This window comes from Neptunicoccus cionae (assembly GCF_002860325.1).
Classification (GTDB): Bacteria; Pseudomonadota; Alphaproteobacteria; order Rhodobacterales; family Rhodobacteraceae; genus Amylibacter; species Amylibacter lutimaris.
Genome location: NZ_PKOJ01000001.1, coordinates 1,146,817 through 1,170,017, shown reverse-complemented (window position 1 = coordinate 1,170,017; position 23,201 = coordinate 1,146,817). Strand labels below are relative to the sequence as shown.

General features: G+C 57.1%; 20 protein-coding genes and 1 tRNA gene. 13 read left to right on the top strand and 8 right to left on the bottom strand.

What is annotated here, in order from left to right; all coding sequences use genetic code 11:
• Positions 1-127: 127 nt before the first annotated feature.
• Complete coding sequence (locus C0U40_RS05645) at positions 128-1,129, top strand: TauD/TfdA family dioxygenase (protein WP_101654707.1); 1,002 nt, start codon at positions 128-130, stop codon at positions 1,127-1,129.
• A gap of 255 nt (positions 1,130-1,384) precedes the next feature.
• Here the strand turns inward: C0U40_RS05645 and C0U40_RS05640 are convergent, their stop codons facing one another.
• Positions 1,385-2,218 carry a helix-turn-helix domain-containing protein gene (locus C0U40_RS05640; protein ID WP_101654845.1) on the bottom strand — a complete coding sequence of 278 codons (834 nt, stop codon included), beginning with the start codon at positions 2,216-2,218 and terminating at the stop codon, positions 1,385-1,387.
• Positions 2,219-2,334: 116 nt separating this feature from the next.
• Between C0U40_RS05640 and C0U40_RS05635 the strand changes: the two genes are divergently transcribed.
• Positions 2,335-3,258 carry a fatty acid desaturase gene (locus C0U40_RS05635; protein ID WP_101654706.1) on the top strand — a complete coding sequence of 308 codons (924 nt, stop codon included), beginning with the start codon at positions 2,335-2,337 and terminating at the stop codon, positions 3,256-3,258.
• Entirely contained in the window at positions 3,255-3,986 is a 732-nt protein-coding gene (locus C0U40_RS05630; protein WP_219619768.1) for a phosphate/phosphite/phosphonate ABC transporter substrate-binding protein, read from the top strand. The genes C0U40_RS05635 and C0U40_RS05630 overlap by 4 nt, the downstream gene beginning before the upstream one ends.
• On the opposite strand, the gene C0U40_RS05625 is transcribed toward C0U40_RS05630, so the two are convergent.
• Both C0U40_RS05625 and metF read right to left on the bottom strand, forming a co-directional pair.
• A complete protein-coding gene (locus C0U40_RS05625; protein WP_286134794.1) occupies positions 3,987-4,469 on the bottom strand; it encodes a PaaI family thioesterase in 483 nt (160 codons plus the stop codon).
• A 73-nt stretch (positions 4,470-4,542) separates the two neighbouring features.
• Entirely contained in the window at positions 4,543-5,430 is an 888-nt protein-coding gene (gene metF, locus C0U40_RS05620; protein ID WP_286134793.1) for a methylenetetrahydrofolate reductase [NAD(P)H], read from the bottom strand.
• Positions 5,431-5,518: 88 nt separating this feature from the next.
• Between metF and C0U40_RS05615 the strand changes: the two genes are divergently transcribed.
• Both C0U40_RS05615 and C0U40_RS05610 read left to right on the top strand, forming a co-directional pair.
• Positions 5,519-6,433 carry a LysR family transcriptional regulator gene (locus tag C0U40_RS05615; protein ID WP_101654704.1) on the top strand — a complete coding sequence of 305 codons (915 nt, stop codon included), beginning with the start codon at positions 5,519-5,521 and terminating at the stop codon, positions 6,431-6,433.
• 75 nt (positions 6,434-6,508) lie between these two features.
• On the top strand, positions 6,509-7,303 hold the full coding sequence (locus C0U40_RS05610; protein WP_286134792.1) for an inositol monophosphatase family protein: 795 nt from the start codon (positions 6,509-6,511) through the stop codon (positions 7,301-7,303).
• Positions 7,304-7,318: 15 nt separating this feature from the next.
• Here the strand turns inward: C0U40_RS05610 and ygfZ are convergent, their stop codons facing one another.
• A complete protein-coding gene (gene ygfZ / locus C0U40_RS05605) occupies positions 7,319-8,071 on the bottom strand; it encodes a CAF17-like 4Fe-4S cluster assembly/insertion protein YgfZ (protein WP_101654703.1) in 753 nt (250 codons plus the stop codon).
• 93 nt (positions 8,072-8,164) lie between these two features.
• Between ygfZ and C0U40_RS05600 the strand changes: the two genes are divergently transcribed.
• Positions 8,165-8,848 (top strand): TIGR04283 family arsenosugar biosynthesis glycosyltransferase, encoded by a 684-nt coding sequence (locus tag C0U40_RS05600; RefSeq protein ID WP_101654702.1) that lies wholly within the window; start codon positions 8,165-8,167, stop codon positions 8,846-8,848.
• A gap of 75 nt (positions 8,849-8,923) precedes the next feature.
• On the opposite strand, the gene C0U40_RS05595 is transcribed toward C0U40_RS05600, so the two are convergent.
• The gene (locus C0U40_RS05595; protein WP_101654701.1) at positions 8,924-10,795 is read right to left on the bottom strand and encodes an ABC transporter ATP-binding protein; all 1,872 of its coding nucleotides are present in this window, start codon (positions 10,793-10,795) and stop codon (positions 8,924-8,926) included.
• A 184-nt stretch (positions 10,796-10,979) separates the two neighbouring features.
• Between C0U40_RS05595 and C0U40_RS05590 the strand changes: the two genes are divergently transcribed.
• From C0U40_RS05590 to C0U40_RS05565, 6 genes are all read left to right on the top strand, one after another.
• On the top strand, positions 10,980-12,179 hold the full coding sequence (locus tag C0U40_RS05590; protein ID WP_101654700.1) for a pyridoxal-phosphate-dependent aminotransferase family protein: 1,200 nt from the start codon (positions 10,980-10,982) through the stop codon (positions 12,177-12,179).
• Between the two features lie 160 nt (positions 12,180-12,339).
• Complete coding sequence (locus C0U40_RS05585; RefSeq protein WP_286134791.1) at positions 12,340-14,634, top strand: xanthine dehydrogenase family protein molybdopterin-binding subunit; 2,295 nt, start codon at positions 12,340-12,342, stop codon at positions 14,632-14,634.
• 62 nt (positions 14,635-14,696) lie between these two features.
• On the top strand, positions 14,697-15,794 hold the full coding sequence (locus tag C0U40_RS05580; protein ID WP_101654699.1) for a DUF2235 domain-containing protein: 1,098 nt from the start codon (positions 14,697-14,699) through the stop codon (positions 15,792-15,794).
• Between the two features lie 91 nt (positions 15,795-15,885).
• Positions 15,886-16,542 (top strand): protein-L-isoaspartate O-methyltransferase family protein, encoded by a 657-nt coding sequence (locus tag C0U40_RS05575; RefSeq protein ID WP_101654698.1) that lies wholly within the window; start codon positions 15,886-15,888, stop codon positions 16,540-16,542.
• Positions 16,543-16,588: 46 nt separating this feature from the next.
• Positions 16,589-18,004, top strand: coding sequence for a TolC family outer membrane protein (locus tag C0U40_RS05570; RefSeq protein WP_180957625.1), 1,416 nt, complete (start codon positions 16,589-16,591; stop codon positions 18,002-18,004).
• A 70-nt stretch (positions 18,005-18,074) separates the two neighbouring features.
• Entirely contained in the window at positions 18,075-19,172 is a 1,098-nt protein-coding gene (locus tag C0U40_RS05565) for a hypothetical protein (protein ID WP_101654696.1), read from the top strand.
• Between the two features lie 51 nt (positions 19,173-19,223).
• Here C0U40_RS05565 and C0U40_RS05560 read toward each other — a convergent pair whose 3' ends face one another.
• On the bottom strand, positions 19,224-20,687 hold the full coding sequence (locus tag C0U40_RS05560; protein WP_101654695.1) for a cobyric acid synthase: 1,464 nt from the start codon (positions 20,685-20,687) through the stop codon (positions 19,224-19,226).
• 498 nt (positions 20,688-21,185) lie between these two features.
• Here C0U40_RS05560 and C0U40_RS05555 point away from each other — a divergent pair.
• A tRNA-Cys gene (locus C0U40_RS05555) sits at positions 21,186-21,259 on the top strand.
• 61 nt (positions 21,260-21,320) lie between these two features.
• Here C0U40_RS05555 and C0U40_RS05550 read toward each other — a convergent pair.
• Positions 21,321-22,331: a tyrosine-type recombinase/integrase gene (locus C0U40_RS05550; RefSeq protein ID WP_101654694.1), complete on the bottom strand. Its 1,011-nt coding sequence runs from the start codon at positions 22,329-22,331 to the stop codon at positions 21,321-21,323.
• On the bottom strand, positions 22,318-22,542 hold the full coding sequence (locus C0U40_RS05545; RefSeq protein WP_101654693.1) for a hypothetical protein: 225 nt from the start codon (positions 22,540-22,542) through the stop codon (positions 22,318-22,320). The genes C0U40_RS05550 and C0U40_RS05545 overlap by 14 nt, the downstream gene beginning before the upstream one ends.
• Positions 22,543-23,201 lie beyond the last annotated feature (659 nt).

Here is a 23,201-nt window from a genome sequence, read left to right as displayed (position 1 = left end):
GTCTGTCACACTCCTGCGATGTAACTGCGCTACAAGGGGGGCAGTTTTGATCGCAAGGCGGCCGAAGTCGCCACAGATCGAACGAGGCAGGATTTGTGAAAGTCTCAGTTTCAAGAGGAGGCCGGAGATGGACGGCATTGTAACAGTATCGGCAACAGGGGATCACCTGACGCTCCGCTTTCCGGATGGGGCGCAGCATCGTTTTCACGCAGTGTGGCTTCGTGACCATATTCCGGACTCTGCGAGCCAGCAAAGCCTTTGCGATGTTCCGGTTGATGTGCGCATCCAGTCAGCCAGAGCGCTGGACGGAGAAGTAAGAATTGACTTTGCACCGGACGGTCATTCCGCAACCTATTCTGTTCTCTGGTTAAAGCGTTATGCTTACGATGCCGATCAGGGAACCGGATTCCACCTGCCGGAAGAGGTTTTCACATGGGATAAATCATCCACCGATTTGCATCGCCATGCGCAACTGTCCGACAGGGAAAGAGCAATCCGCCTGAAGCATTTGGGCGTAGCTTTTGTGCAAGACGGCTGGAACGGCTCAACCGATGATCTGCCTTCGGCCGCGCCTGGAACTGTGCCTTATACCGCGCAACCCTATCTCGCCAGCCCGCCGCGCTACAGTGTGGTTCACCTGCCTGAAACCGCGACAAAACCGGCAACCCTCCGGCTTGTGGATGGATTCCGTCTGGCCGAAATGCAGCGGGACAAATCCCTTTCAGGGTTCAATCTGTTAACCAAATATCCGCTGCGCTATCGCGGAGAGCAAGAGCAAACACACGGTGCATCGGGCCCGCTGTTGCGGATCGCACCGGACGGGCAGCTCCGTTCCATCCGCTATGACAGTCGCCACATCGCTCCGGTGGTGGACGTTCCGTTCCCGAGACTCCTTCCTTTTTACACCGCTTACCGGCAATTCCTTGATCTGGCAGCACGCCCGGATTTTGCAGTTGAGATCACCTTGCAACCGGGGGAAGGCGTGTTGCTGGACAATCACCGCATCCTGCGCTCTCAGCAACCGGCGGAACAGGGCGCCAGTCCGCATCTGACAGAGTACCAGCTGGGCAAAAGCGATTTTAACGGACAGAACCCCGAACCGCAGAACTGGCTCCAAGCCGCCGAGTAACTGGATGACGGCCAGCAAGCTGACTGTAAGGGGATTGAACAACCCGAGTTAACGATACGCACTCTACGTTCCCCCCGAGGGTACAAGTGTGCATTAACATACATTTACCAATCGGAAACGAGATTAATTTGAATCGGGGTATTCCTTGCCTTTAGTGCAGTCGCCTGACTGTTTCCAGACCAAACCAGTTGGCGGGCGAATTCGAGCGGGCGGCGTTTAGGCAACCGTGGATCACCAAAGGAATGTTTACACCTATCACCGCGCAAGATTGGATACGAAATCAGCTACTTCATGGGCGTGAACTTCGGCTGCGCGGACGAGATTGTCGAAATGCCCGACCATCGTGGTGATGGTGTGGGTGGCGTTCAGCAGCAGGTAGATTTCTCCGGCGTAGATCGCCACGCGCTGATAGCCGAAGATGGTGTAGGGCATGGAAAATCGCGCACTACCGTCAAACAGGTACAAACGGAAACCCGGATAAAGTTCCCGCAGTAATTGTTCCATATGGTCAAGCTGGCCTTGCCGTTGGTCTCGCGCCAACCCCGACCAGATGCCGTGACCTGCTGCAAAACTTTGAAGGGTTTGCAACGGCATGGCGACTTCCATGTCAGTTTCCGGCAAGCGGGCATAGTCGCGGCGATAACCGTCCTGCAGCTCTTGCGTGGCTTCCTGCACCACAGTGGCGCGATGTTCGTATTGTGCAATCGGACCATCACGCAGCAAGTCCGGCAGCCCCGCCGGAACATAGCGGATTTTGGTGCCCCGCGCCTCCTCGTGCCACTTCACCAAAGGGGATCGGTCGAGACTATCGGCGCCGCCAGCGATCTCGAGCATGTCACGGGTTTCAGATGTGACCCCGCGATCTTCGGACAGCCCCAGAAGCCAGTCCACCGAAACCTGATGAGTGCGCGCCAGCGCGACCAGCGTGTCCGCACGGGGCAACCGCGCCCCTGCCCCGCCGAGCAGTTGCGACAGCGCCGACCGGTCGATCCCGAGCTCTGCTGCAAAGGCAGACTGGCGCAATCCGCTCTGGCGCTGGAGTTCGCCAAGCCGTGCGCGGAATATGTCTGATGTTTCCCTGCGGTCCATGATTACATTCAACAGGTTTGTTTACAAAATACAACAAAACTCTTTCTTTGTTACCATTCTCGCGTTGCCCGCTTCCTCGGCTCCGATTTAAATGGGGCAAAAACAAGAGGTTTCAGATGCCCACCAAATCTTCCCGACATAACGCCCGAATAGAATGGCAAACGCTTTGCCTGATCCTGCTCACCTACGGTCTATGGCTGTTTATCGGCGCAACAGTCTACCCGCTTTACCCGGCTACTGCGCTGTTTTTGCTCGCAATTCTTAATGCACTGCATTCGTCTGTGGTGCATGAGGCACTGCACGGCCACCCGACCCGAAGCCGCATTGTGAACGAACTGCTGGTGACAGTGAACCCCGGACTGATCTGGCCCTACCGCCGGTATCGCACCATGCACCTGCGCCATCACGCGGACGAGCGGTTGACCGATCCGTTCGATGATCCCGAAAGCTACTATCGCGCACAAGGATACTACGCAGGTTTGCCCCGATGGGTGCAGCGCGTCTTGGGCTGGTCCAACACATTACTCGGGCGATTGATCTTCGGGCCGCCTATGTCTGCCTTTGCCCTGATCGCAGGTGATCTCAAGGCGCTGCGGGAAAAAGAAAATGGCGTGGCAAAAGCGTGGGTTTTACACGGGCTCGGACTGATCCCCGTCCTGTTCTGCCTACACTTCGTTTTTCAGATTCCGTTGTGGCTGTATCTTGTGACAGCCTGCTGGGGCGGTGCGGCGCTTATTTCCCTGCGCACCTTTGCAGAGCACCAATGGCATGAAACGCCCGAAGGGCGCACCATCATCGTAGAGAGATCTCCGTTCAGTTTTTTGTTTCTGAACAACAACCTGCATCTTGTACACCACAAACACCCGACGGCACCATGGTATCAGTTGCCTGCACTTTATGCGCAGGACAAGGCGCGCTGGAACCAACTGAACCACGGGTATGTCTTTCCAAATTACTGGAAATTATTCCGAACCTATGCTCTGATAGCCAAAGAACCCGTCGTCCATCCCGCCTGGCACCGGAGCAAGGAGGCAGAGTGACCCGATACCGCGCAGCCCTACCAATGTACGATCTGCCTGAATTCAGGGCGGAAACGGATGCGCTCTGGCAGAACCTGCTGGCGGGGCTTCACAAACGGGGTGCGGATCTGTTGGTGGATTTCTACCGTCCCGGCACGGATCACGACGCGGATGAATTGCTGGCCCATCCCCGCCTGCTACTGTCCCAGACCTGCTGGGGACCGATCTCCTGTGGGGTTGCGCCGGATCTGCATATCCTTGCCCAGCCGGATTATTCCGATTGCACCGGTGGACAGGGGCCATTTTACCGTTCTGCTGTGATAGCGACCGGACAAGGCACAGACGCCTCTCCGCCCGAGGATCGCAAGGCAGCACTGCCGGTTGAAGCGCTTGGAGGCAAACGACTGGCATTCAACGATCGCGCCTCCCTATCGGGCTATTTGTCGATCACTGCGGACATGACCGCTGCCACCGGCCAGCGCAAGGCGTTTTACAGCCACGGCGAACACTCCGGCAGCCACCGCCATTCCGTGCAGATGGTGGCGGAGGGCAAGGCCGATATTGCCGCAATAGACTGCCGCAGTTGGGCCATGTTGCAAAGCTGCGAACCTGCCGCGAAACAGGTTCATGTGATCGGCTGGACGCAGGCGCGCAAAGGGCTGCCCTATGTGTGCAGCCCCAAGATCGCGCCGGAATTGCAGGAAATCCTGTCAGAGAGTTTGCAAGAACTCGGCGCTCACGCCGCCTGATTAGCTGCCCACCCGCAGACAGGTGGTTGAGCCTGTTGCATAAAGTTTTCCATTTTCCACGCCGCGCAATTCCGCATCAGCCACCCCTGTGGCCCGGCCGACGTGGCTCGCCACGCTGACCGCTTCAACCTCCATGCCTTCGGGCACGGGGCGGATGATATTCACCTTATATTCCAACGTGGTGTAAAGCTCGCCCTTCCCCGTTTTGGACATGATCGCACAGGCCATAGCACTGTCTAGGATTGCGCCGTACCAGCCGCCGTGGGTCGTGCCACCGGGATTAAACGCGGCGTATTGCGGAATACCACGAAACACAGCACGCCCGAATTCGACAGCTTCCAGCCGGAAATTCATCAATCCGGCGATTGGCGGTGCTGCGACCTCGCCCGCCAGTGTCTTTTGCAGGTATTCCAGCCCCGTCCATTCCAGTTGCTCCGGTCCGGGCAGATCGTCAGGGGTTTTCGCATATTTCAAATCGCGCATGGCAAAAGGCTCTCCGGTTGATTGTGATCAAACCGTAGAGCCTTGAGAACCAGTGCTTCAAGCGTTCAACCGCTCAGGCAGAGGCTTGCAGTTCCAAATGACGTGGCGTTCTTCCGATGGCGCGGCAGACATCTGCTGTCAGGGTCGGGTCATTCAACGTGTAGAAGTGCAATCCGTCCACACCCTCCCGCAGCAAGGTATCGCAAGCCTCGGTGCAGATGGCGGTTGCGAACAGGCGTTCTGTGTCTGCTGCGGCTGCATGGCGGAAGCCTTCCTCCATCCAGTAAGGGATCGGGATCGCGCAAGGCGCCGCAAACTTTTTGGTTTTCGCCCAGTTTTCAATCGGCAGAACCCCCGGAATGATCGGCTTGGTAATGCCTGCTGCCACGCAACGGTCACGGAAGCGCAGGAAATCTTCAACCTCGAAAAAGAACTGCGTGATAGCACGATCGGCACCCGCGTCGAATTTAGCTTTAAGATGGTCCACATCGGAAGTGTCGCTGGTGGCGTCAGGGTGGCGGTTCGGGTAGGCCCCGACCGCAATGTCAAATCCGCCCAGATCGGCAAGCGCCTTCACCAGTTCGACTGATCCGGAAAACCCGTCTTTTACAGGCTGGAAACCTGCTTCGGGATCAGAGGCATCCCCGCGCAGGGCGACCACGCGGCGCACGCCTTTGGCGGCATAGCCGCGGGCCACGGACAGGGTTTCTTCACGGGTGGCATCCACACAGGTCAGGTGCCCCGCAACGGGCATACCGTAGTTCTGGGCAATCACGCCCGCCGCAGAGCAGGTGAGATCCCGTGTCGAACCACCGGCGCCATACGTAATGGACACGAAATCGGGGTCGAAAACTTGCAGGGTTTCCACTGCAGACCACAGCCGAAAACTGGCCGCCAGAGATTTTGGCGGGAAAAATTCAAAGGAGAGATCGAATTCTTTGGTCATCACAGGTGCTTTCATTTGTGTTCCTCCTTAAGATAGGAGTTTGCAACTTGAAGCAAATTCATATTTCTAATAATAATAACGCGGATCATTCATGTAGGCTGTCATGTACCTCGAATTTCGCCATCTCCGTTCTATCCGCGCCATTCACCAACAAGGCGGGCTCGCCCGTGCAGCGGAGGTGCTGAACGTTACCCAATCCGCCCTTTCCCATCAAATCAAGGCGCTGGAAGAACAGGTCGGGATGGAGCTGTTCCTGCGCCGGTCCAAACCGCTGAAACTGTCCAAGGCCGGGCACAAGCTGCTGCAACTCGCGGATAAGGTTCTGCCCCAGATTGACGCGCTGGAACAGGATTTTGCAGAACTGATCACGGGAAAATCGGGGCGGATGCACATCGCGATTGAATGCCACGCCTGTTTTGAATGGCTGTTTCCGGTTCTGGAAGATTTCCGCAAAAGCTGGCCCAACGTAGACGTGGATATCCGTCCCGGTCTGGCGTTTGATGCCCTGCCTGCCCTGCAACGGGAAGAAGTCGATCTTGTGGTTTCAGCAGATCCGGAAACTATTGACGGCGTTGAGTTTATTCCCCTGTTTGACTATGCGCCCACTTTTGTCTGTGCGCGCTCACACCCGCTGGCTGCCAAGCCGTTTATAGAGGCCGAGGATTTCCGCGAAGAGGTTCTGATCACCTATCCGGTGGACAAATCCCGCCTTGATGCCTTTACCCAACTGCTGACACCGGCGCGGGTTGAACCCCGCTCCATCCGGCAGGTGGAACTGACTGCGGTAATCATGTTGCTGGTCGCTTCGGGACGCGGTGTCAGCGTGTTGCCTGACTGGGTTATTGCCGAGGAAAAATACGGACATGACTTTGTCGCCCGCCCGATAACAGAGCACGGGTTGAACCGCAGGCTTTATGCGGCAATCCGCACCAGCGAGGTGGACAACGCCTATATGCGGGATTTCGTGATGATCACGCGGGACAGGCAGGCCGATGCCAATAATACGCAAGTGGCCTGAAAAACGTCCGAATCCCCTTGGCAATAAGGAAACCAGCGCCTAAACAGCAAAATTCCACCACCAAGGATGCACCCCATGTCGCAAATGTCTGCCAATATGAACATTATGATCAAAGCCGCCCGCCGGGCCGGCCGGTCCCTGATGCGCGATTTCGGCGAGGTGGAACATCTTCAAGTCAGCGCCAAAGGTCCCGGAGACTTTGTGTCCCGCGCCGATCTAAAGGCAGAAGAAATCCTAAAGGAAGAGCTGACCGAGGCCCGCCCGAACTATGGCTGGATGGCCGAGGAAAGCAAGGTAATCGCCGGTGAGGATCCGACCCGCCGCTGGATCGTTGATCCGCTGGACGGCACCACCAACTTCCTGCACGGCCTGCCGCACTGGGCGATCTCCATCGCACTGGAACATAAGGGTGAAATCGTCGCTGCGGTTATTTTCAATCCTGCGGGCGAAGAACTGTTCGCGGCAGAAAAAGGGGCCGGTGCATGGCTCAATGACCGTCGCCTGCGTGTGTCTGGCCGCCGCGAGATGATCGAAATGATTTTCGCCACCGGCCTGCCCTTCGGTGGCCGTCCGGACCTGCCGGATACATTGCAGGATCTGGCCCGCATCCTTCCCGGATGTGCCGGTGTCCGTCGCTGGGGTGCAGCTGCGCTTGACCTCGCTTATGTGGCAGCCGGACGTTACGACGGCTTCTGGGAACGCCGCCTGAACGCATGGGATGTAGCCGCAGGCATACTGTTGGTGAAAGAGGCCGGTGGCTTCGTGCAAAGCATCAATCCCGAGGCCAACCCCGTAACGGATGGTTCTATCATCGCCGCCAACGATCAGGTGTTCGACCGTTTCGCCAAACTGGTACGCAACAACAAATAAGATGCGAAGCGGGGATTACCCCGCTTCCGGCAGGGTGACAATCGCGTCACCCGCTTGCATTTCGCCCTTCACCCGATCAAACCGCAGATAGGCAATGCCCTGTCCGCCGCTTTGGGTGTAAAGCGTGCCAGCCGCCTTGCCATCAATGTACAGGTCAGTCCCGACAGGCGCCGAGCCGTCCACATTTACCGTGGCCAGCCCCTTACGCAGCTCGGTTTTGTGCTTCATCCGCGCAGTCACTTCCTGCCCCACATAGCACCCCTTGCGGAAATCGACACCGTTAAGCCGCTCAAAACCGCATTCCAGAATGAATGACCCATCCGCAATCAGTTCAACATCTGTTTCCGGTACGCAATGGGCCACACGCAGAGCGTCCCAATCCACGGTGTCCGCTTCTTGTGGTGTTTCTGAATACATGCGCCAGCCAAGGGCTGGGTGGCGCGGGTCCGCCATTGCACCGTCTGGGAGCTCGCCGATCCCGCGATGCACGAAAAGACCGGCATCCGCGATCCCTACATCTGCCCGCAGCTTGTACATGCTCAACCGCTGCACCAACCCGTCAGCACGCCCCGCGTCCACATCCAGCAGGATGCTTTCGCCGTCTGCGGCCAGAAAGAAATCAAACAGGTATTTCCCCTGCGGCGTCAGCAATGCGGCATAGACAAGACCACTCTCTAGGCCCTTCAAGTCATTCGTCACCAGATCATTCAGGAATCGCGACCGGTCGGCCCCGGTAATACGCAATACGCGGCGTGTTTCCTCACTCATGGCATCACATCCTTCAATTTTATTCGCCCTTTGGCGGTTAACAGTTTATGTAGCCTGCGAACCCGACCGTGACCAGAACCATTCCGACACACCATGACTGCACCGATTACCGTTATCATCCCGACCCTGAATTCCGCCCATACACTGGGCCCGACACTGGCGAGCCTCTTTGACGGGGTGGCCGCAGGGCTCGTGCATCAGGTCATCTTTGCGGACGGCGGGTCCACGGACGGGACTGATCACATCGCGGAAGAGACCGGTGTCGACTTCCACCCTTCTGCCCCAGGCCGTGGCATCCAGATGGCGGGTGCTGCGCGTACCGCCACAACCCAGTGGCTTTTGTTCCTGCACAGTGACACGGTGTTAAGCGAAGACTGGACATCCGCAGTCCGCTCCCATGTGGAATCCCGCACCGGTGCCGCATACTTCCGACTGCGCTTTGACAGTAGCGGCCCTGCCGCAACACTGGTAGCCGCCTGGGCGAATCTGCGCGCAAGCCTGTTCGGACTGCCCTATGGCGATCAGGGTTTGCTGCTGCCCGCCAGCCTTTACAGCAAGACCGGCGGCTTCCCCGAGATCCCGCTTATGGAAGATGTCGCGCTCGCCCGAAAATTACGCGGCCAGTTATCCGCACTTGATGCTACGGCAACGACAAGTGCCGTGAAATACCGCGAACAAGGCTGGCTGAAACGGGGCACGCGCAACCTGACCACCCTTGCGCTCTATTTTCTGGGCATGGCACCTGAAAAACTGGCACAGCGCTACGCGCGCCGCTGACCGTACCTTCTTCTGGCCCGAAATATCCCGGGGGGACTGCGCGCAGCGCAGGGGGGCAGCGCCCCCGCTCCGCACCTAAAGCGGGTTGTTCTGGTTGCCCATCCCGACAAAGCGGCTGACCATTTCCATCAGCCCCCGCTTGCGCTTGCGGGCAGCAAAAGAGCGGGGCCGCTTACGCTTGCCCCCTTCGGCTTTCATATCGAATTGAAGGTTGAACAGATCGGCGTAGATACCGCCCCGTTTCAACAATTCCTCATGGGTACCCTGATCCACGATGCGCCCCTGATCCATTACAACAATCTGGTCCGCATCAAGGATTGTGGCCAGACGATGCGCAATCACCAGCGTGGTTCGGCCTTTGGACAGGGCATCAAGCCCCTTGCGGATCGCAGCCTCGGATTCCGCATCCAGCGCAGAGGTCGGTTCGTCCAGCAGCAGGATCGGTGCATCCCGCAACATGGCACGCGCAATGGACAGGCGCTGGCGCTCGCCTCCGGAAAAACTGGATTTGGACGGGTCGATCCGCGTGTCATAGCCCTGTGGCAACGCGCTGATGAATTCATCCGCAGCGGCGGCTTTGGCGGCTTGGATACAGGCCTCCCGTGTCGCGCCTTCCCGCCCGAAACCGATGTTTTCCAGAACTGTGCCGGACAACAGCACACTGTCCTGACTGACGACTGAAATCTGGTTGCGCAGGGATGTGATCTGATGTTCTGTCAGGTCATGCCCGTCGATCAGGATATGGCCTTCGCTCGCGTCGAAAAGGCGCGGCAACAGATTGAAAATAGTTGATTTACCGGCACCTGAACGCCCGACGAATGCAAACGTCTTACCTGCCTCGATGTCCAGATTGATGTCATGCAATGCTGCATAGCCGTCAGGATAGGTGAAACCGACATTCCGGAATTCGATATGGCCTTCGGGCTTGCTGCCTTCCGGATAAGTGAAATCTCCGTCCGAAATATCATTCTTGGTGTCAAACAAAGCGTAGACACGCTCCAGTGCAGCCATGCCCTGCAGACCTACCGCATAGGCGCCGCCCAGTTTGCGAGCCGGATTTGTTGCAACGCCCAGCGCAGTGATCAACCCGATGAAACCGGCAAGATCAATCGCACCCGATTGCATACGCCAGGCCACCAGAAACAACAGCACAGCAATAGCAATACCGGCCAGGACCTCAATCATTGGCGTAATCAGGGCCTGCCATTTTACCAGTGAAATCCGCAAACCCACCAGCTTGTCGAACACATGGTTCGAGGTTTTCTTCAGCGATTCCTCCAACTGGTAGGTCCGCACCATGCGAATACCGGTCAACCCTTCGTTAACCGCTTCGGTCATATGCGCAATTTCGCTCTGGGTGCTTGCCGAAATACGCCGGATGCGTGCACCGGCGATGCCAATGGGTCCGAAAGCCAGTGCAAAGACCAGCACCAGCCCGATGGCCATAGCCCAGTCAATGGACAGCATGACGATGATTGCTGCAATCAGGGTCAGCACATCCCGCACCGACCCAAAAACCGTGATCGAAGCCTGCCGCACCAGTTCGATGTCCGCCGAAAAACGTGCCGCCAGTGCCGCCGGCGCCTCGGCCAGCAGATAGGCCAGATCCATGTAAACCAGCCGGTCATACATGAATTTCTGCATTTCCGCCTGTACGCGGCTTAGCACACGGTTTTGCACGACTTGTTGCAGGTAATGGGCGATGCCCTTGCTCAGCGTGAGCGCGACAATCCCTGCAGGCCCCCACCAGATCACCGAGGCATCCTTTACCTCGAGCGCGGAAATGACCCATTCCATAAATTTTGCATAGCCCGCTGTTGCCAGCGCAACGATCAGCATGAAAAACGTCGCCAAAAGCATTTTGGGCCAGTGGGGCGCCAGCCACTCCCGCCAGAGGCGGCCATAGGCGGCACGTGCATTCAACTGCGGTGTATCAGTTTCGCTCATAGAGACCTTTGCATGTTGCGGCCACTGGCCTGCGGGCCGACCTTGTACCATCTACACCCCTGCTGTCCATGCCCTGCTTGCATTGCCCGATTGTAGCGCGCTTGGCTGGGGGCAATTTGCTTTTGACCTTTCCCGAAGGCAGGAGTACGCCTTGTGCCGAATACTCCAATGGAAAGCTCTCTATATGTCGCTCAATTTCGGCCGCGCCCAACTCTCCATTCCCGGTCCTTCCGTCATCCCCGACCGAGTGCTGAACGCGATGCACCGCGCCTCCCCCAATATTTACGAAGGGGAGCTGATCGACATCACCGCCAGCCTTTACCCGGATCTCAAAGCCGTTGCGCGCACGAAACACCACGCTGCGATCTATATCGCCAACGGGCATGGCGCATGGGAAGCTGCACTGGCAAACACCTGTTCACGGGGGGACAAGATACTTGTACTGGTCACAGGTCGGTTCGGTCAGGGCTGGGCAGATGTGGCAGGTCGTACCGGCATCGAAGTGGAAACGATGGATTTCGGGATGCAGGACGCGGTTGATCCGCAACGTCTTTGCGACCGGTTGAAGGCGGACAACACTCACGAAATCAAGGGCATCCTAACAGTACAGACCGACACGGCTTCATCCGTGCAGAACGATATCCCCGCGATCCGCAAAGCCATTGACGACGCGGGACATCCGGCTCTGTTTTATGTGGATTGCATCGCCTCTCTCGGGTGCGACCGGCACGAAATGGACGACTGGGGCGTTGATGTGATGGTAACGGCCTGCCAGAAAGGTTTGATGACTCCCGCAGGCATGTCTTTCGTTTTTTTCAACGACAAAGCCGCTGCCGCTCAGGAACATGCGGATCTGGTGACTAACTACTGGGACTGGCATCCCCGTGCCAATCCCAAACAGTTTTACCAGCAGTTCGGGGGCACCGCCCCGACCCATCACCTTTTCGGATTGCGCGAGGCTCTGACTATGCTTGTGCATGAAGAAGGCATCGAACAGGCATGGAAGCGGCACGACACCAGCGCCCGTGCCGTTTGGGCCGCTGTTGAAACCTGGGGCTGTCTGCAACTGAACATCGCGGATCCTTCCAGACGATCTCGTGCCGTAACAACTGTACGGTCCCAAGGGGATGAATGCGGGCGCCTGCGCCACTGGTGCGAACATCAGGGCGGGCTGACATTGGGGATCGGGCTCGGCTTTGCGGAAAAAGGCCAGCCGGTTTGGGAACAGGTTTTGCGCGTCGCCCACATGGGGCATCTCAATCCGGTCATGCTGATGGGAGCCCTCGGGACCATGGACACCGGCCTGAAGGCCCTGGGCATTGCCCATGGCAGCGGCGCACTGGACGCGGCAAGCACGGTTCTTGCCAATCACAGTGCTGTCTGAACCCGGCTGGCACATAACCAAAGCGGAACGGCATCGCGCAACACCTGTGCGATGCCGCATTTAAAGGAAAAACCGCTACGTTCCTGCGCCTTTGCCCTAGACCTGCCCGTCAGAAGCAATACCCTTGGGGTAACACTGTTCCTGCAAAGGCAAGTATTCCATGAACACTCCGATTTCAAAGTTCGGCATTTCACAATCTGCCACCCGCGTTGAAGACATCCGCCTGCTGACAGGTCACGGACGCTATACCGATGACATTGCACCCGAAGGGGCGCTGCATATGTATGTGCTGCGCGCACAGATGGCCCACGCCAACCTGTCCGGCATTGACACGGCAGAGGCAAAATCCGCCCCCGGCGTGCGTGGGGTCTTTGTGGCCAGTGATCTGGAAGGCGTGATGGAAAATTCCATGAACGCTATTCCGGTCAAGAACCGCGATGGCAGTACGGCTGCAGTGCCACACCGCCCTGCCCTTGCCATTGATCGCGTGCGCTTTGTCGGGGAAGCCGTCGCCGTGGTTGTGGCGGACACCCTACAACAGGCCCGTGATGCGGCGGAAACGATCCTTGTGGACTATGACGATCTGCCCGCCACCACCGAACTGGAATTCGGCGGCCCCGAAATCCACCCCGAAGCGCCGGAAAACCTTGCCTATGACTGGGCCCACGGCGATGCGGAGGCCACCGAAGCTGCCTTCCAATCTGCGACCCATCGGGTAAAGCTGCGGGTCCATTCGAACCGTGTGATTGCCAATTCGATGGAGCCCCGCGCCTGTTACGCGGAAATGGAAGGCGACCGCCTGCACGTGTGTTTCTCCGGTCAGGGGGTCTGGGGGGTGAAACGTCATCTGGCGGGTTCTTTCAAGATGGCCCCGGAAGAAATCCGCGTCACCAACCCTGATGTGGGGGGCGGTTTCGGGATGAAGGTTCACGCCTATCCCGAATATTTGCTGGCGGCTTTCGCAGCCAAAACGCTGGGCCAGCCGGTCCGCTGGATGCCCGATCGCAGCGAATCCATGCTGACGGACAACGCCTGCCGCGATCTTTATTCCGATGCGGAAGCGGCCTTTGACGAAAACTACAAACTGGTGGCATTGCGGGTGAATGCTGTGTCCAATCTCGGCGCGTATAGCTCCGGTTTCGGGCAGAATATCCAGTCGGAACTGGCACTGAAAGTCTTCCCTGGTGTTTACGACGTGCAAACCGCCTATTTCGGGGTGCGCGGAATTTACACCAACACCACGCCCGTTGATGCCTATCGCGGCGCCGGACGGCCAGAGGCGATTTACGTGCTCGAACGGTTGTTCGACCATGCCGCACGCAGCTTCGGGCTGGATCCCTCCGACCTGCGCCGCCGGAACTTTATCCGTGCAGAGCAGATGCCCTATAAGACAGCTGCCGGAGAATTATACGACGTAGGCGATTTTGACCGCGTCCTGACACGGGCCGAAGCAGAAGCGGATGTTGCGGGATTTAGCGCCCGCCAGCAGGCCAGCGCGGCAGAGGGTAAATTGCGCGGGCTGGGGCTGTGTTTTTACATCGAAAGCATCCTTGGCGCGCCGCAGGAAACCACGCGGATCGAATTTGCCGATGACGGGCGGCTGAACCTTTATGTGGGCACTCAAAGCAACGGTCAGGGTCACGAAACGGCTTATACGCAACTGCTGTGCGAAAAGACCGGATGGGATCCGGCAAAGGTGCGCATCATTCAGGGCGACAGCGATGCCATTCCGACAGGCGGTGGAACGGGTGGATCACGCTCTGTCACGATGCAGGGCAATTCCATCTACAAAACCTCTGATCTGATGATCGACCGGCTGAAACCGCTGGCCAGTGACGAACTGGAAGTCCACCCGCAGGATGTGGCGTTCGAAAAAGGCGCGTTCACAATTATTGGCACTGACCGTCGCATCACCCTCCCCGAAGTGGTGGAAAAGGCGCGCGAGACCGGACAGCGGGACCTTCTGGACCACTCCATCGAATACGATCTGCCCGCCCGCAGCTATCCCAATGGCGCGCATTTCTGCGAAGTGGAGATCGACCCCCAGACCGGCCTGACAGAAGTGGTGAAATACACAATTGTCGATGACTTCGGTCTGCTGATCAATCCCATGCTGGCGGAAGGACAGGTCCATGGCGGCGTCGTACAGGGCATCGGACAGGCCATATCCGAACATGCGATTTATGATGAGACCGGACAGTTGCTGACGGGCAGTTTCATGGATTACGGCATGCCCCGTGCCCGTGATATTCCGCCGATGGCATTTCACACCGAGCTGGTACCCTCCACCGCCAATGAAATCGGTATGAAAGGCTGCGGAGAGGCCGGAACAGTTGGCGCAATGGCCGCTGTAATGAACGCAGTGCAGGATGCCCTGTGGGATCGCGGCATCAGGCAGGTGGATATGCCCGTTACCCCCCTGCGAATGTGGGAATGGCTGCAACAGGCGAAGTAGGCTGACGGAGCCTCGGAATATAAGGAAAGAGCCGGATTGAAAAAGGCAGAGGCAAACAACGAATGAGAGGCGACAACGGCACAGAAGGCCTTTGGGGCAAGCTGGTCGCGCGGCTGAAATCCACGCTGCGTTTCCCCCGCAGCGATGCGATGCCTGCCGCTCCTCTGCGCAAGCCGAAATCCCATATCTTGATTATCGACGGCACCCAAAGCCGCCTTCACGACGGCGAGGAAACCAATGCGGGACTGCTCTACAAGCTGTTAAAGGAAACCCATGATCCGCATACATCCACCCTGTGGTATCATCCGGGCATTCAGGGTCACGGTTTCCGTAACTGGGTCACGATTGCTTCGGGCTGGGGGATTAACCAGCTGATTTTTGACGGCTACGCCCAACTGGCCGCGCACTATCAGCCCGGTGACCGGATATACCTGTTCGGCTACTCCCGCGGGGCCTATGCGGTACGTTCTATTGCAGGGATGATCGGACGCGTGGGGCTGGTGCGGCAAACCAATGTCAACAAGGCCAACCTGCGCTTTGCCTTTCGCCTGTATGAATCCCAGTCAACCAGACAGGCCCGCGCCGCCTTTAAATCCATCCATTGCCATCCGGACACCCCCATCGAGATGATCGGAGTCTGGGATACGGTCAAGGCGCTTGGAATCCAGTACCCCCTGTTAACCTATCTTGCCCCCATGGCGACCGAATTTCACACCACGACGATCGGCGGTTCGGTCAAGGCGGGGTATCACGCACTGGCACTGGACGAAGACCGCCGCGCCTATGCCCCTGTGATGTGGGACACCGAACCGGGATGGTCGGGCCATCTGGAACAGGTCTGGTTTCGCGGGGCACACGGAGATGTGGGCGGGCACGTGTACCGCTATCCTTACGCGCGACCGCTGGCCAATATTCCGCTGGTGTGGATGTGTGAGAAAACCGAAGACCACGGACTCACCCTGCCTGAAGGGTGGAGAACCCGCTTCCCGACCGATCGCAACGCACAGGCAATGGGCGCACGCGCGGGCATCGGCAAGTTCTTCCTGCTCCGCGCGCCCCGCGAACTGGGCAAGAAACCAGGCGAGTCGATGCATATCTCTACCGGATCGGCACGCCCCCTCTCGCCCTATAGTGAAGCCGCAACAGCCAACGGTGCTTGACCCGATTTTCGCAATGTCTGCGTTGCAGCCCCTTGACGATTGTGGCACTACACGATTCAACTGTACGCAATTCCAGCATGAAGGCTTTGCCATGACCGATTTCTCAGCAGCCCGCACCACAATGGTGGACTGTCAGGTCCGCCCGTCCGATGTGACGAAATATCCGATCATTGATGCACTTCTGACGGTCGAGCGCGAGGAATTCGTGCCTACAGCAAAACGGGGCATCGCCTATATGGGCGAGCATATCGAACTTGCGCCGAATCGTGTTCTGCTGGACCCACGTACTTTTGCAAAAATGCTGGACGTAGCGAACATCCAGCCCAACGAGCTGGTTCTCGATCTGGGCTGCGGCTATGGCTACTCCAGCGCAGTGATCGCACGCATGGCAGAAGCTGTCGTCGCGGTTGAGCCGGACGAGAAAATGGCCTCCGAAGCTGCCGAACTGCTGTCAGGCAGCGGCGTGGATAACGTCATGGTGGAACAGGGCGAACTGACCGAAGGTGCGCCGAAACATGGTCCTTATTGCGTGATCATGCTGCAAGGCGCTGCCGAACAGATCCCCGCGGCCATCACCGACCAACTCAAACCGGGTGGCCGGATCATTGCGATCCGCCAGTCGGGCAACACCGGTCACTGCAAGATCGGACATAAACACGACCACGGTATCGACTGGCGCAATGCGTTTGACGCAACGGCTCCGGTCCTTCCAGGGTTCAACAAAGAGCAAGAATTCACCTTCGGTTAGGTGGAGGGGCATCTGCGTAGCAGACGCCAGAAACACAGGACAAAGCATGTTTGGACGCCTAAAACGTACCGGTATCGCTGTTGCGATCAGTCTCTCGGCCCTTCCCTCCCATGCGACGACCCTCGCTGACGCGCTGGCACAGGCCTATCAGACCAATCCCCAGTTGCTCGCTCAACAGGCAGCGCTCAGGGCGACAGATGAAGGTGTTATTTCGGCAAGGGCAAATCTGCTGCCCACCCTGTCCCAGACGCTGACTGTCAATCGTACCACCGACTACAACACACCCAAGGTGTCACCGTCCCCTCTATTGCCATCTCGCAACCCGACGACCTTCTGGAACCACAACACCCAACTGACCATTCAGCTGTTTGACGGCGGCGCTGACCGTCTTGGGGTCGAAGCTGCCCGTATGACAGTGCTGGCCGGACGGCAGGCCCTGCGAGAACTGGAACAGGTTATTCTGTTCAATACCGTGCAGGCTTTCATGAATGTGCGCCGCGACCAGCAGTTCGTGCGACTCGCCCGCAATAACGTGCGCGTGCTCGGTGAACAGGTGCGTGCCGCCAAGGACCGTTTTGCGGTGGGCGAAGTGACCCGTACCGATGTGGCACAGGCCGAGGCCCGCCTTGCAGCCGCCCGTTCCCAGCTTGAAACCAATCTGGGGAACCTGCGTTTCTCTGAAAGTGCTTATACCGCAGTGGTCGGCACACCGCCCCGCGACTTGCGCAACCCGCCGCCGGCGCCTGTATTGCCAAATTCTGCGGACAAGGCCGAAGCTGTGGCCCTGCGCAAACATCCCCGCATCATGCAAGCCCAGTTCAACGCCAAAGCCGCAGAACTGACCGCACAAGCCACCACCAAGAACCGCCATCCTACAATCAGCGGCCAGCTGGACTATGATTTCGGTGCAAGGGCCGGCGGGAACGAACTGAGCACAGACGAACTGAGCGCAAGCATTGTCGGACAATGGACCCTGTATCAGGGTGGCCGTCTGGACAGTAACCGTCGGCGTGATGTGGCGCTGCTACAGCAAGCGCTTTCAAATGTGCAGCAGTCCGGCTATCTGACCCGTCAGGGCCTGCGGGATGCTTACACCAACTGGCAGGTTGCCAGCGCTTCGATCCAGTCCAACCGTGAACAGGTGCGCGCCGCCCAAGTGGCATTTGACGGTGTCCGCGAAGAAGCAAAACTCGGCGCCCGCACCACGCTGGATGCGCTGGACGCAGAGCAGGAACTGCTTTCCGCGCGCTCCCAACTCGTGACCGCAATTCGCGACCAGTATGTGGCCCAATATCAGGTTCTCGCCGAGATGGGATTGCTCACCGCAGAACATCTCGGACTTGGCGTTCCGATCTACAATCCGGATGTGAACACCGCTGCATCCAATCACCAGCAACTGGGCATTCTGGGTGACAAGCGCATCAAACTTCTTGAAAAGCTGAAAAAAAGAAAGGGCGACTGACAGTTAGTCAGCAGTTGCCCGAATCCGCGTTCGCCAGTAAACTCCGTGCCGAGGCAAAAGGAGTGGATAAATGTCCGAAACAGGCAGAAAGATGGACGTCGAAGACGTCCTGTCGTCTATCCGCAGGCTCGTATCAGAAGAGGCGCGCAGCGCTCCGGACACGAAAAAACCTGCGGCATCCCATGAACCAACCGTTGCAGAAACGCGACAGGACAATGCCCCGAAAGGGCCTGACAAGCTGGTCCTGACTCCTTCTCTACGGGTGAGCGAGGCCCTTTCCCCGACACCTGTTGCAGCGGAAATCGAACAGCGCATCGCGGATATTGAATCCCTTGTGATGGCCGAAGCTGTGGAATCCTCAAAAGAAGAGATCGCCCGTGCCGTAGAAGTGCAGGACATGGACGATAACGACGATTACCACGACGATCCGGCGGCCCAGATGGCAGAGCTGGTCGGCGCGGCCCCGCAACGCCCGCAAACTGTCCCGCAATCCAGAGACAAAGCTGCACTGGAAGCTGCCGCCGACAACGCGATGGAACGGCTAGATTTGCCCAGACGGGACCATACCCGCAAGGAACCGCCGCTTTCGGCCAATCTTGCCGAAGCACCGCGACAGGCACCCGCGGATGAACCCGCAGCCGAACAACCCGCCCCGCTGCGGCCCCAGACCTCTACCGAAGAACCAGAGAATGCCCCCGTCAGCGAAATGATGGAGGGACTGGTCAGCTTTGATTTTGTTGAAGCCGAAGCCGGTGAAGAGGACGATCTGGACAGATTTGATTCCGATGTCGCTACGCAATCAGACGACATGCCGGACCAGCAGGCCAATTTCCCGACCGGTTCCGCTTTTGCGGCAAAGAGCGCAATGCCGGATGAACCCGTAAAGGCAGAGACAATCGTAGACCGCGCCGAACCAGCGCCTGAACAGGTTGCCGGGCGCGATGCTGCGCCAAGCCGTCCCCATGCGGACAGCGCCCTGTTTGACGAACCTGTCGACTATACCGAAGGGGAAGACGGTTTCCTTGACGAGGAAGCGCTGCGGGAAATGGTCTCGGATATGGTCCGCTCCGAGTTGCAAGGCGAATTGGGCGATCGTATCACCCGGAATGTCCGCAAACTGGTCCGGCGTGAAATCCACCGCGCTCTTGCCTCACGCGAGTTCGAATAAAACCAAAGGCACGGGGGCCCTTTTGCCTTGGCCCCCTGCCCTAACGGCGGGCTAATCCGGCTCTGCGATATCTGCCGCCAGCATCCAGATCATCTCCACATCCAGATGGGCCTCTATATGGTCCGCCAGCGCGTCCAGCGTTTGTTCCACCACATCCTCATAGACCAGATTGCCCGGCGTCACCCCCATCGTCGCGAGATAACCGCGCCGGAATTCATCCGCGATGAACAACCCGTGCACGTAACAGCCCCGAACCAACCCGTCCGCCGAAGTTGCCCCTTCTTCCCGTCCGTCGATTTCAAGCCAGGGGCGGCCGCAGTCCGGCCCTGATGTCTCTCCGATGTGGATTTCATAGCCGGAAACGCCCGACCCTGATCCGATATCACTGCCAACCACCGAGGCTAGCCGCTTGTGCTGGGTCATCAAGGTAGACACGTTCAGCAATCCCAGCCCCTGAACCTGCCCTGCCGGACCTTCGATGCCGTCGGGATCCATGATCGTGCGCCCCAGCATCTGATAGCCGCCACAAATGCCCAGCACTTGCTTGCCTCTCTCGACGTGGCTCATCAAATCGGCGTCCCAGCCCTGTTCACGCAGGAAGGCCAGATCTCCGATGGTGGACTTGCTTCCCGGTATCAGAACAAGATCCGCATCCCGAGGCAGTCTCTGGCCCGGCTCCACGATCACGACAGAAACACCCGGTTCCAGCTTCAGCGGATCGAGATCATCGAAATTGGCGATCCTCGAAAGCTTCGGAACGGCAATTTTGAACGCGCCCTCTCCGCCACTATCAATATCCGCAGCATCCTCGGCCGGCAGCTTCCCTGCGTCCTTGAACCACGGCAACACCCCGAGTCCGTGCCACCCCGTATGATCCACCGCGATTTGCAAGCCTTCGTCAAACAAAGTCGGATCGCCGCGGAATTTATTGATCAAAAAGCCCTTTATCAAGGCATTATCCTCTGCATCCAACAGCACATGGGTGCCCACCAATTGTGCCAGTACCCCGCCCCGATCAATGTCACCGGTCAGGATCACGGGAACATCTGCGGCCCGCGCGAACCCCATGTTGGCGATGTCCCCCTTGCGCAGGTTAACCTCCGCCGGACTGCCCGCCCCTTCCACCAGAACAAGATCCGCATGGGCGCAAAGCCGGTGAAAGCTCTCCAGCACCTTGGGCATTAATTGCGCCTTCATCTTTCCGTAATCTCTGGCCTTTAAAGTGGCGACACGCTTGCCCTGAACCACGACCTGCGCACCGGTTTCGGTTTCGGGCTTCAGAAGGACGGGATTCATATCGGTGTGGGGCTGCACATTACATGCCCGCGCCTGCAACGCCTGCGCACGGCCGATCTCTCCGCCGTCCATAGTGACAGCGGCATTGTTGCTCATGTTTTGGGGCTTGAAAGGCAACACCTTCAAACCGCGCCGCACAAAAGCGCGGCACAAACCGGCCACGATCATGGACTTACCGACGTTTGATCCAGCCCCCTGGATCATAATGGACTTCGCCATTGCTCACCCTATTGTCATCGTCACAGGCGAACACCTGCAACGCACCCGAAGCGTTTCTTGATCTGTCAAAACACACAAGGCACCGCCGCCCGAACCGGAGCACGGCAGTCCCGCAAACAGCCCTCATGTGGGATTAATAACAGATTGTAAAAGGTATTGCCTGTAGTTTTGGCACAGGTTTGTTCAAGGGGCGTCAAGAAAAAGGAAATGCGTCCAACCCGGCACCGTGTTTCGGACACATTCAACGCGCGCTCCCTCATTCCTGCCGCAATTGATCCCTCACGACAGCCGGATTTTAACAGACCCGGGGTAAATCCACCATTTCCAAGGCCGGTGCCGCACCGCTTTGATCCAAACTTACAGCATGTTTCAAAACCACGTTACAAAGCTGTCCTTCAATCACAAAACCGGACTGGACAACCCCCCAAAAAACCGCAATAAGGCCCCTGAACGAAGATAAAGGCAGGTGAACACACCACACACTTGCCCCGTTCCTAAGGCGAGTTGGCGGAGTGGTGACGCAGCGGATTGCAAATCCGTGTACACCGGTTCGATTCCGGTACTCGCCTCCATTTGTTTTCAATGACTTAGAGGATTTCTCGCTAGCACGAGAATCAAAGTCTAAACAAATGTCTAAACATTCTGTTTTTGTTCTGTTCGTTTTTGCTGCGCTTGAATCGCTCTGATCTTTTGGCGAACCTTCTTTGTATAATGTTGCACCATGGCCGGACTTTGCCCCGTGACAGATGCAACCAAGTCGTCGCCGCAGCCAGCCTCAACAAGTTCACAAGCAGCGTTATAGCGCCAACTATGAATATCATACTTAAGGGCACCAATCGCCTCTCTGACCTTTCTGACGGCCTGAGAAGCCCCACGATAGGACCAACGGTTCGTTCCGCGCTCATTGGTCAGGATAAAGACAGAATGACGGCTAGCCGCGTTGAGCGCCGCCTGAAGCTCTGGAAGAATAGGAACCCAAAGCTCCTTACTCGTTTTATTTTGCTTTACGACAAAGCCGCCTTCCTGAATATCAGACCAGCGCATTTCCAATACGTCGCCGATCCTTTGGCCAGTACCCACGCAAAGCTCCATCACAAGGCGTTCTCTAGTCCCTAGGGCGCATGTAGCCCGATAGACCTCAAGAAGCTCATAGGGCCAAGGTTCGCGCTCTGCTTTCTCAGTCTTAAATTCCTGAACACCCTTTGCTGGGTTTGTCTCACGCCAACCTAAATCGACGCAGTGCTCCATTAGAACGCGCAGGACACGCAAAGAGTAATTAGCAAAGTATATCTTTTCTGCGTTGGTATCCCGTAAACGGATAACATCCTTGCGCTTCATATTGGCCGGATTTGCATCGCCCATGATTGAAAGGAAGAATTCGAGGTACTTGTCATAATCGAGCGCCGTACGAGGCTTAAGCTTTCGGTAACGGGGCGACTTTCGATAATCAGAAACTAACGCCGCAAAGTTGCGGGAAGTAACCCGTTTAGGCTTTTCCTTGCCCGTAAGTATGTCGGCATATTCCATCCAGAATTCCGGCGTACCAAACTCATTCGCAAGCTTCACTGACGGCCAGCCGCGTCTTTGGAAATAGAGACCGTTTTTCTGTTTGTATATATGTTTCGGAAGCTCACGTTTTGCCATGGCGCATATCAATCCCCTCGAACTCGTCAAATTCTTGCTCTTTGGAAAGCACCAGTTCAATCTTTCTGCCCTCTATAGTGACACGACTGACTGTTTTTCCTTCTTTCTCAAATAAGTTAAGTAAGCTTAGCGCACGTTGTTCGATATTTGAAACTGACATTTTCAGCACCCAAACATGATCTGCGACTGTGAATTGCAGCAGGTAGGACATTCACAGGGCGGAAAAGAGGAGGTGATACGCCGCAAAAGCGGCTTGCTGGTGCTATTCACCCCGAGGTTTGGATTGATGATGGATCGGTAAACTTTTACCGGAATGAAACCATTCAATTGCCGAGAAGGAAACCGCGTGATTTTAGCGGCTTGCCCTAGCAAAGCGATTAATCTGTCCAATACCATAACCAGCCCCTTTCACGTTAAGTTTGCGCGTCCAGTGGGACGAATGGGAAAACCCATGCAAACGGTTCTAGGGGCGAAGTTAGGACAGGAGGAGCTATGGTTGCAAATCCGCCGATCACGGGCGGTGTCACTAAACGCATATACCAAACTGTAACAATTGAAATAATTCGTTACCGTTTTTTTAGCACTTGGTGACAATTGTTTATCCAAATCATCAAAGGCGGCCTTCTTTTTAACGCTTAGATAATCTGTTACGAATAGTACTTTGAGGTTCATCGACCAGAGCCAGAATTCACTGTTTAAGTGGTCTCCATTCCCTCTGATGATACTAAAGTCGCTTTTTCTATTTTAAAATCAACAGAGTGTCACAAAGTGCAATAGACTGACTAGGATAGTGGGTATGGTGGGGCCGCCTCCTGCCCCCTCCGATCCTTGCGTCTACGGGGGCATGATGCTTTTGTTTGAATGAACTAT

Coding starts and splice junctions, on each gene's coding strand:
- C0U40_RS05645 (WP_101654707.1), top strand. CDS start 128: ATGGACGGCATTGTAACAGTATCGGCAACAGGGGATCACCTGACGCTC.
- C0U40_RS05595 (WP_101654701.1), bottom strand. CDS start 10,795: ATGAGCGAAACTGATACACCGCAGTTGAATGCACGTGCCGCCTATGGC.
- C0U40_RS05560 (WP_101654695.1), bottom strand. CDS start 20,687: ATGGCGAAGTCCATTATGATCCAGGGGGCTGGATCAAACGTCGGTAAG.
- C0U40_RS05640 (WP_101654845.1), bottom strand. CDS start 2,218: ATGGACCGCAGGGAAACATCAGACATATTCCGCGCACGGCTTGGCGAA.
- ygfZ (WP_101654703.1), bottom strand. CDS start 8,071: ATGAGTGAGGAAACACGCCGCGTATTGCGTATTACCGGGGCCGACCGG.
- C0U40_RS05590 (WP_101654700.1), top strand. CDS start 10,980: ATGTCGCTCAATTTCGGCCGCGCCCAACTCTCCATTCCCGGTCCTTCC.
- C0U40_RS05550 (WP_101654694.1), bottom strand. CDS start 22,331: ATGGCAAAACGTGAGCTTCCGAAACATATATACAAACAGAAAAACGGT.
- C0U40_RS05615 (WP_101654704.1), top strand. CDS start 5,519: ATGTACCTCGAATTTCGCCATCTCCGTTCTATCCGCGCCATTCACCAA.
- C0U40_RS05565 (WP_101654696.1), top strand. CDS start 18,075: ATGTCCGAAACAGGCAGAAAGATGGACGTCGAAGACGTCCTGTCGTCT.
- C0U40_RS05580 (WP_101654699.1), top strand. CDS start 14,697: ATGAGAGGCGACAACGGCACAGAAGGCCTTTGGGGCAAGCTGGTCGCG.
- C0U40_RS05570 (WP_180957625.1), top strand. CDS start 16,589: ATGTTTGGACGCCTAAAACGTACCGGTATCGCTGTTGCGATCAGTCTC.
- C0U40_RS05575 (WP_101654698.1), top strand. CDS start 15,886: ATGACCGATTTCTCAGCAGCCCGCACCACAATGGTGGACTGTCAGGTC.
- C0U40_RS05585 (WP_286134791.1), top strand. CDS start 12,340: ATGAACACTCCGATTTCAAAGTTCGGCATTTCACAATCTGCCACCCGC.
- metF (WP_286134793.1), bottom strand. CDS start 5,430: ATGAAAGCACCTGTGATGACCAAAGAATTCGATCTCTCCTTTGAATTT.
- C0U40_RS05600 (WP_101654702.1), top strand. CDS start 8,165: ATGACTGCACCGATTACCGTTATCATCCCGACCCTGAATTCCGCCCAT.
- C0U40_RS05545 (WP_101654693.1), bottom strand. CDS start 22,542: ATGTCCTACCTGCTGCAATTCACAGTCGCAGATCATGTTTGGGTGCTG.
- C0U40_RS05625 (WP_286134794.1), bottom strand. CDS start 4,469: ATGCGCGATTTGAAATATGCGAAAACCCCTGACGATCTGCCCGGACCG.
- C0U40_RS05635 (WP_101654706.1), top strand. CDS start 2,335: ATGCCCACCAAATCTTCCCGACATAACGCCCGAATAGAATGGCAAACG.
- C0U40_RS05610 (WP_286134792.1), top strand. CDS start 6,509: ATGTCGCAAATGTCTGCCAATATGAACATTATGATCAAAGCCGCCCGC.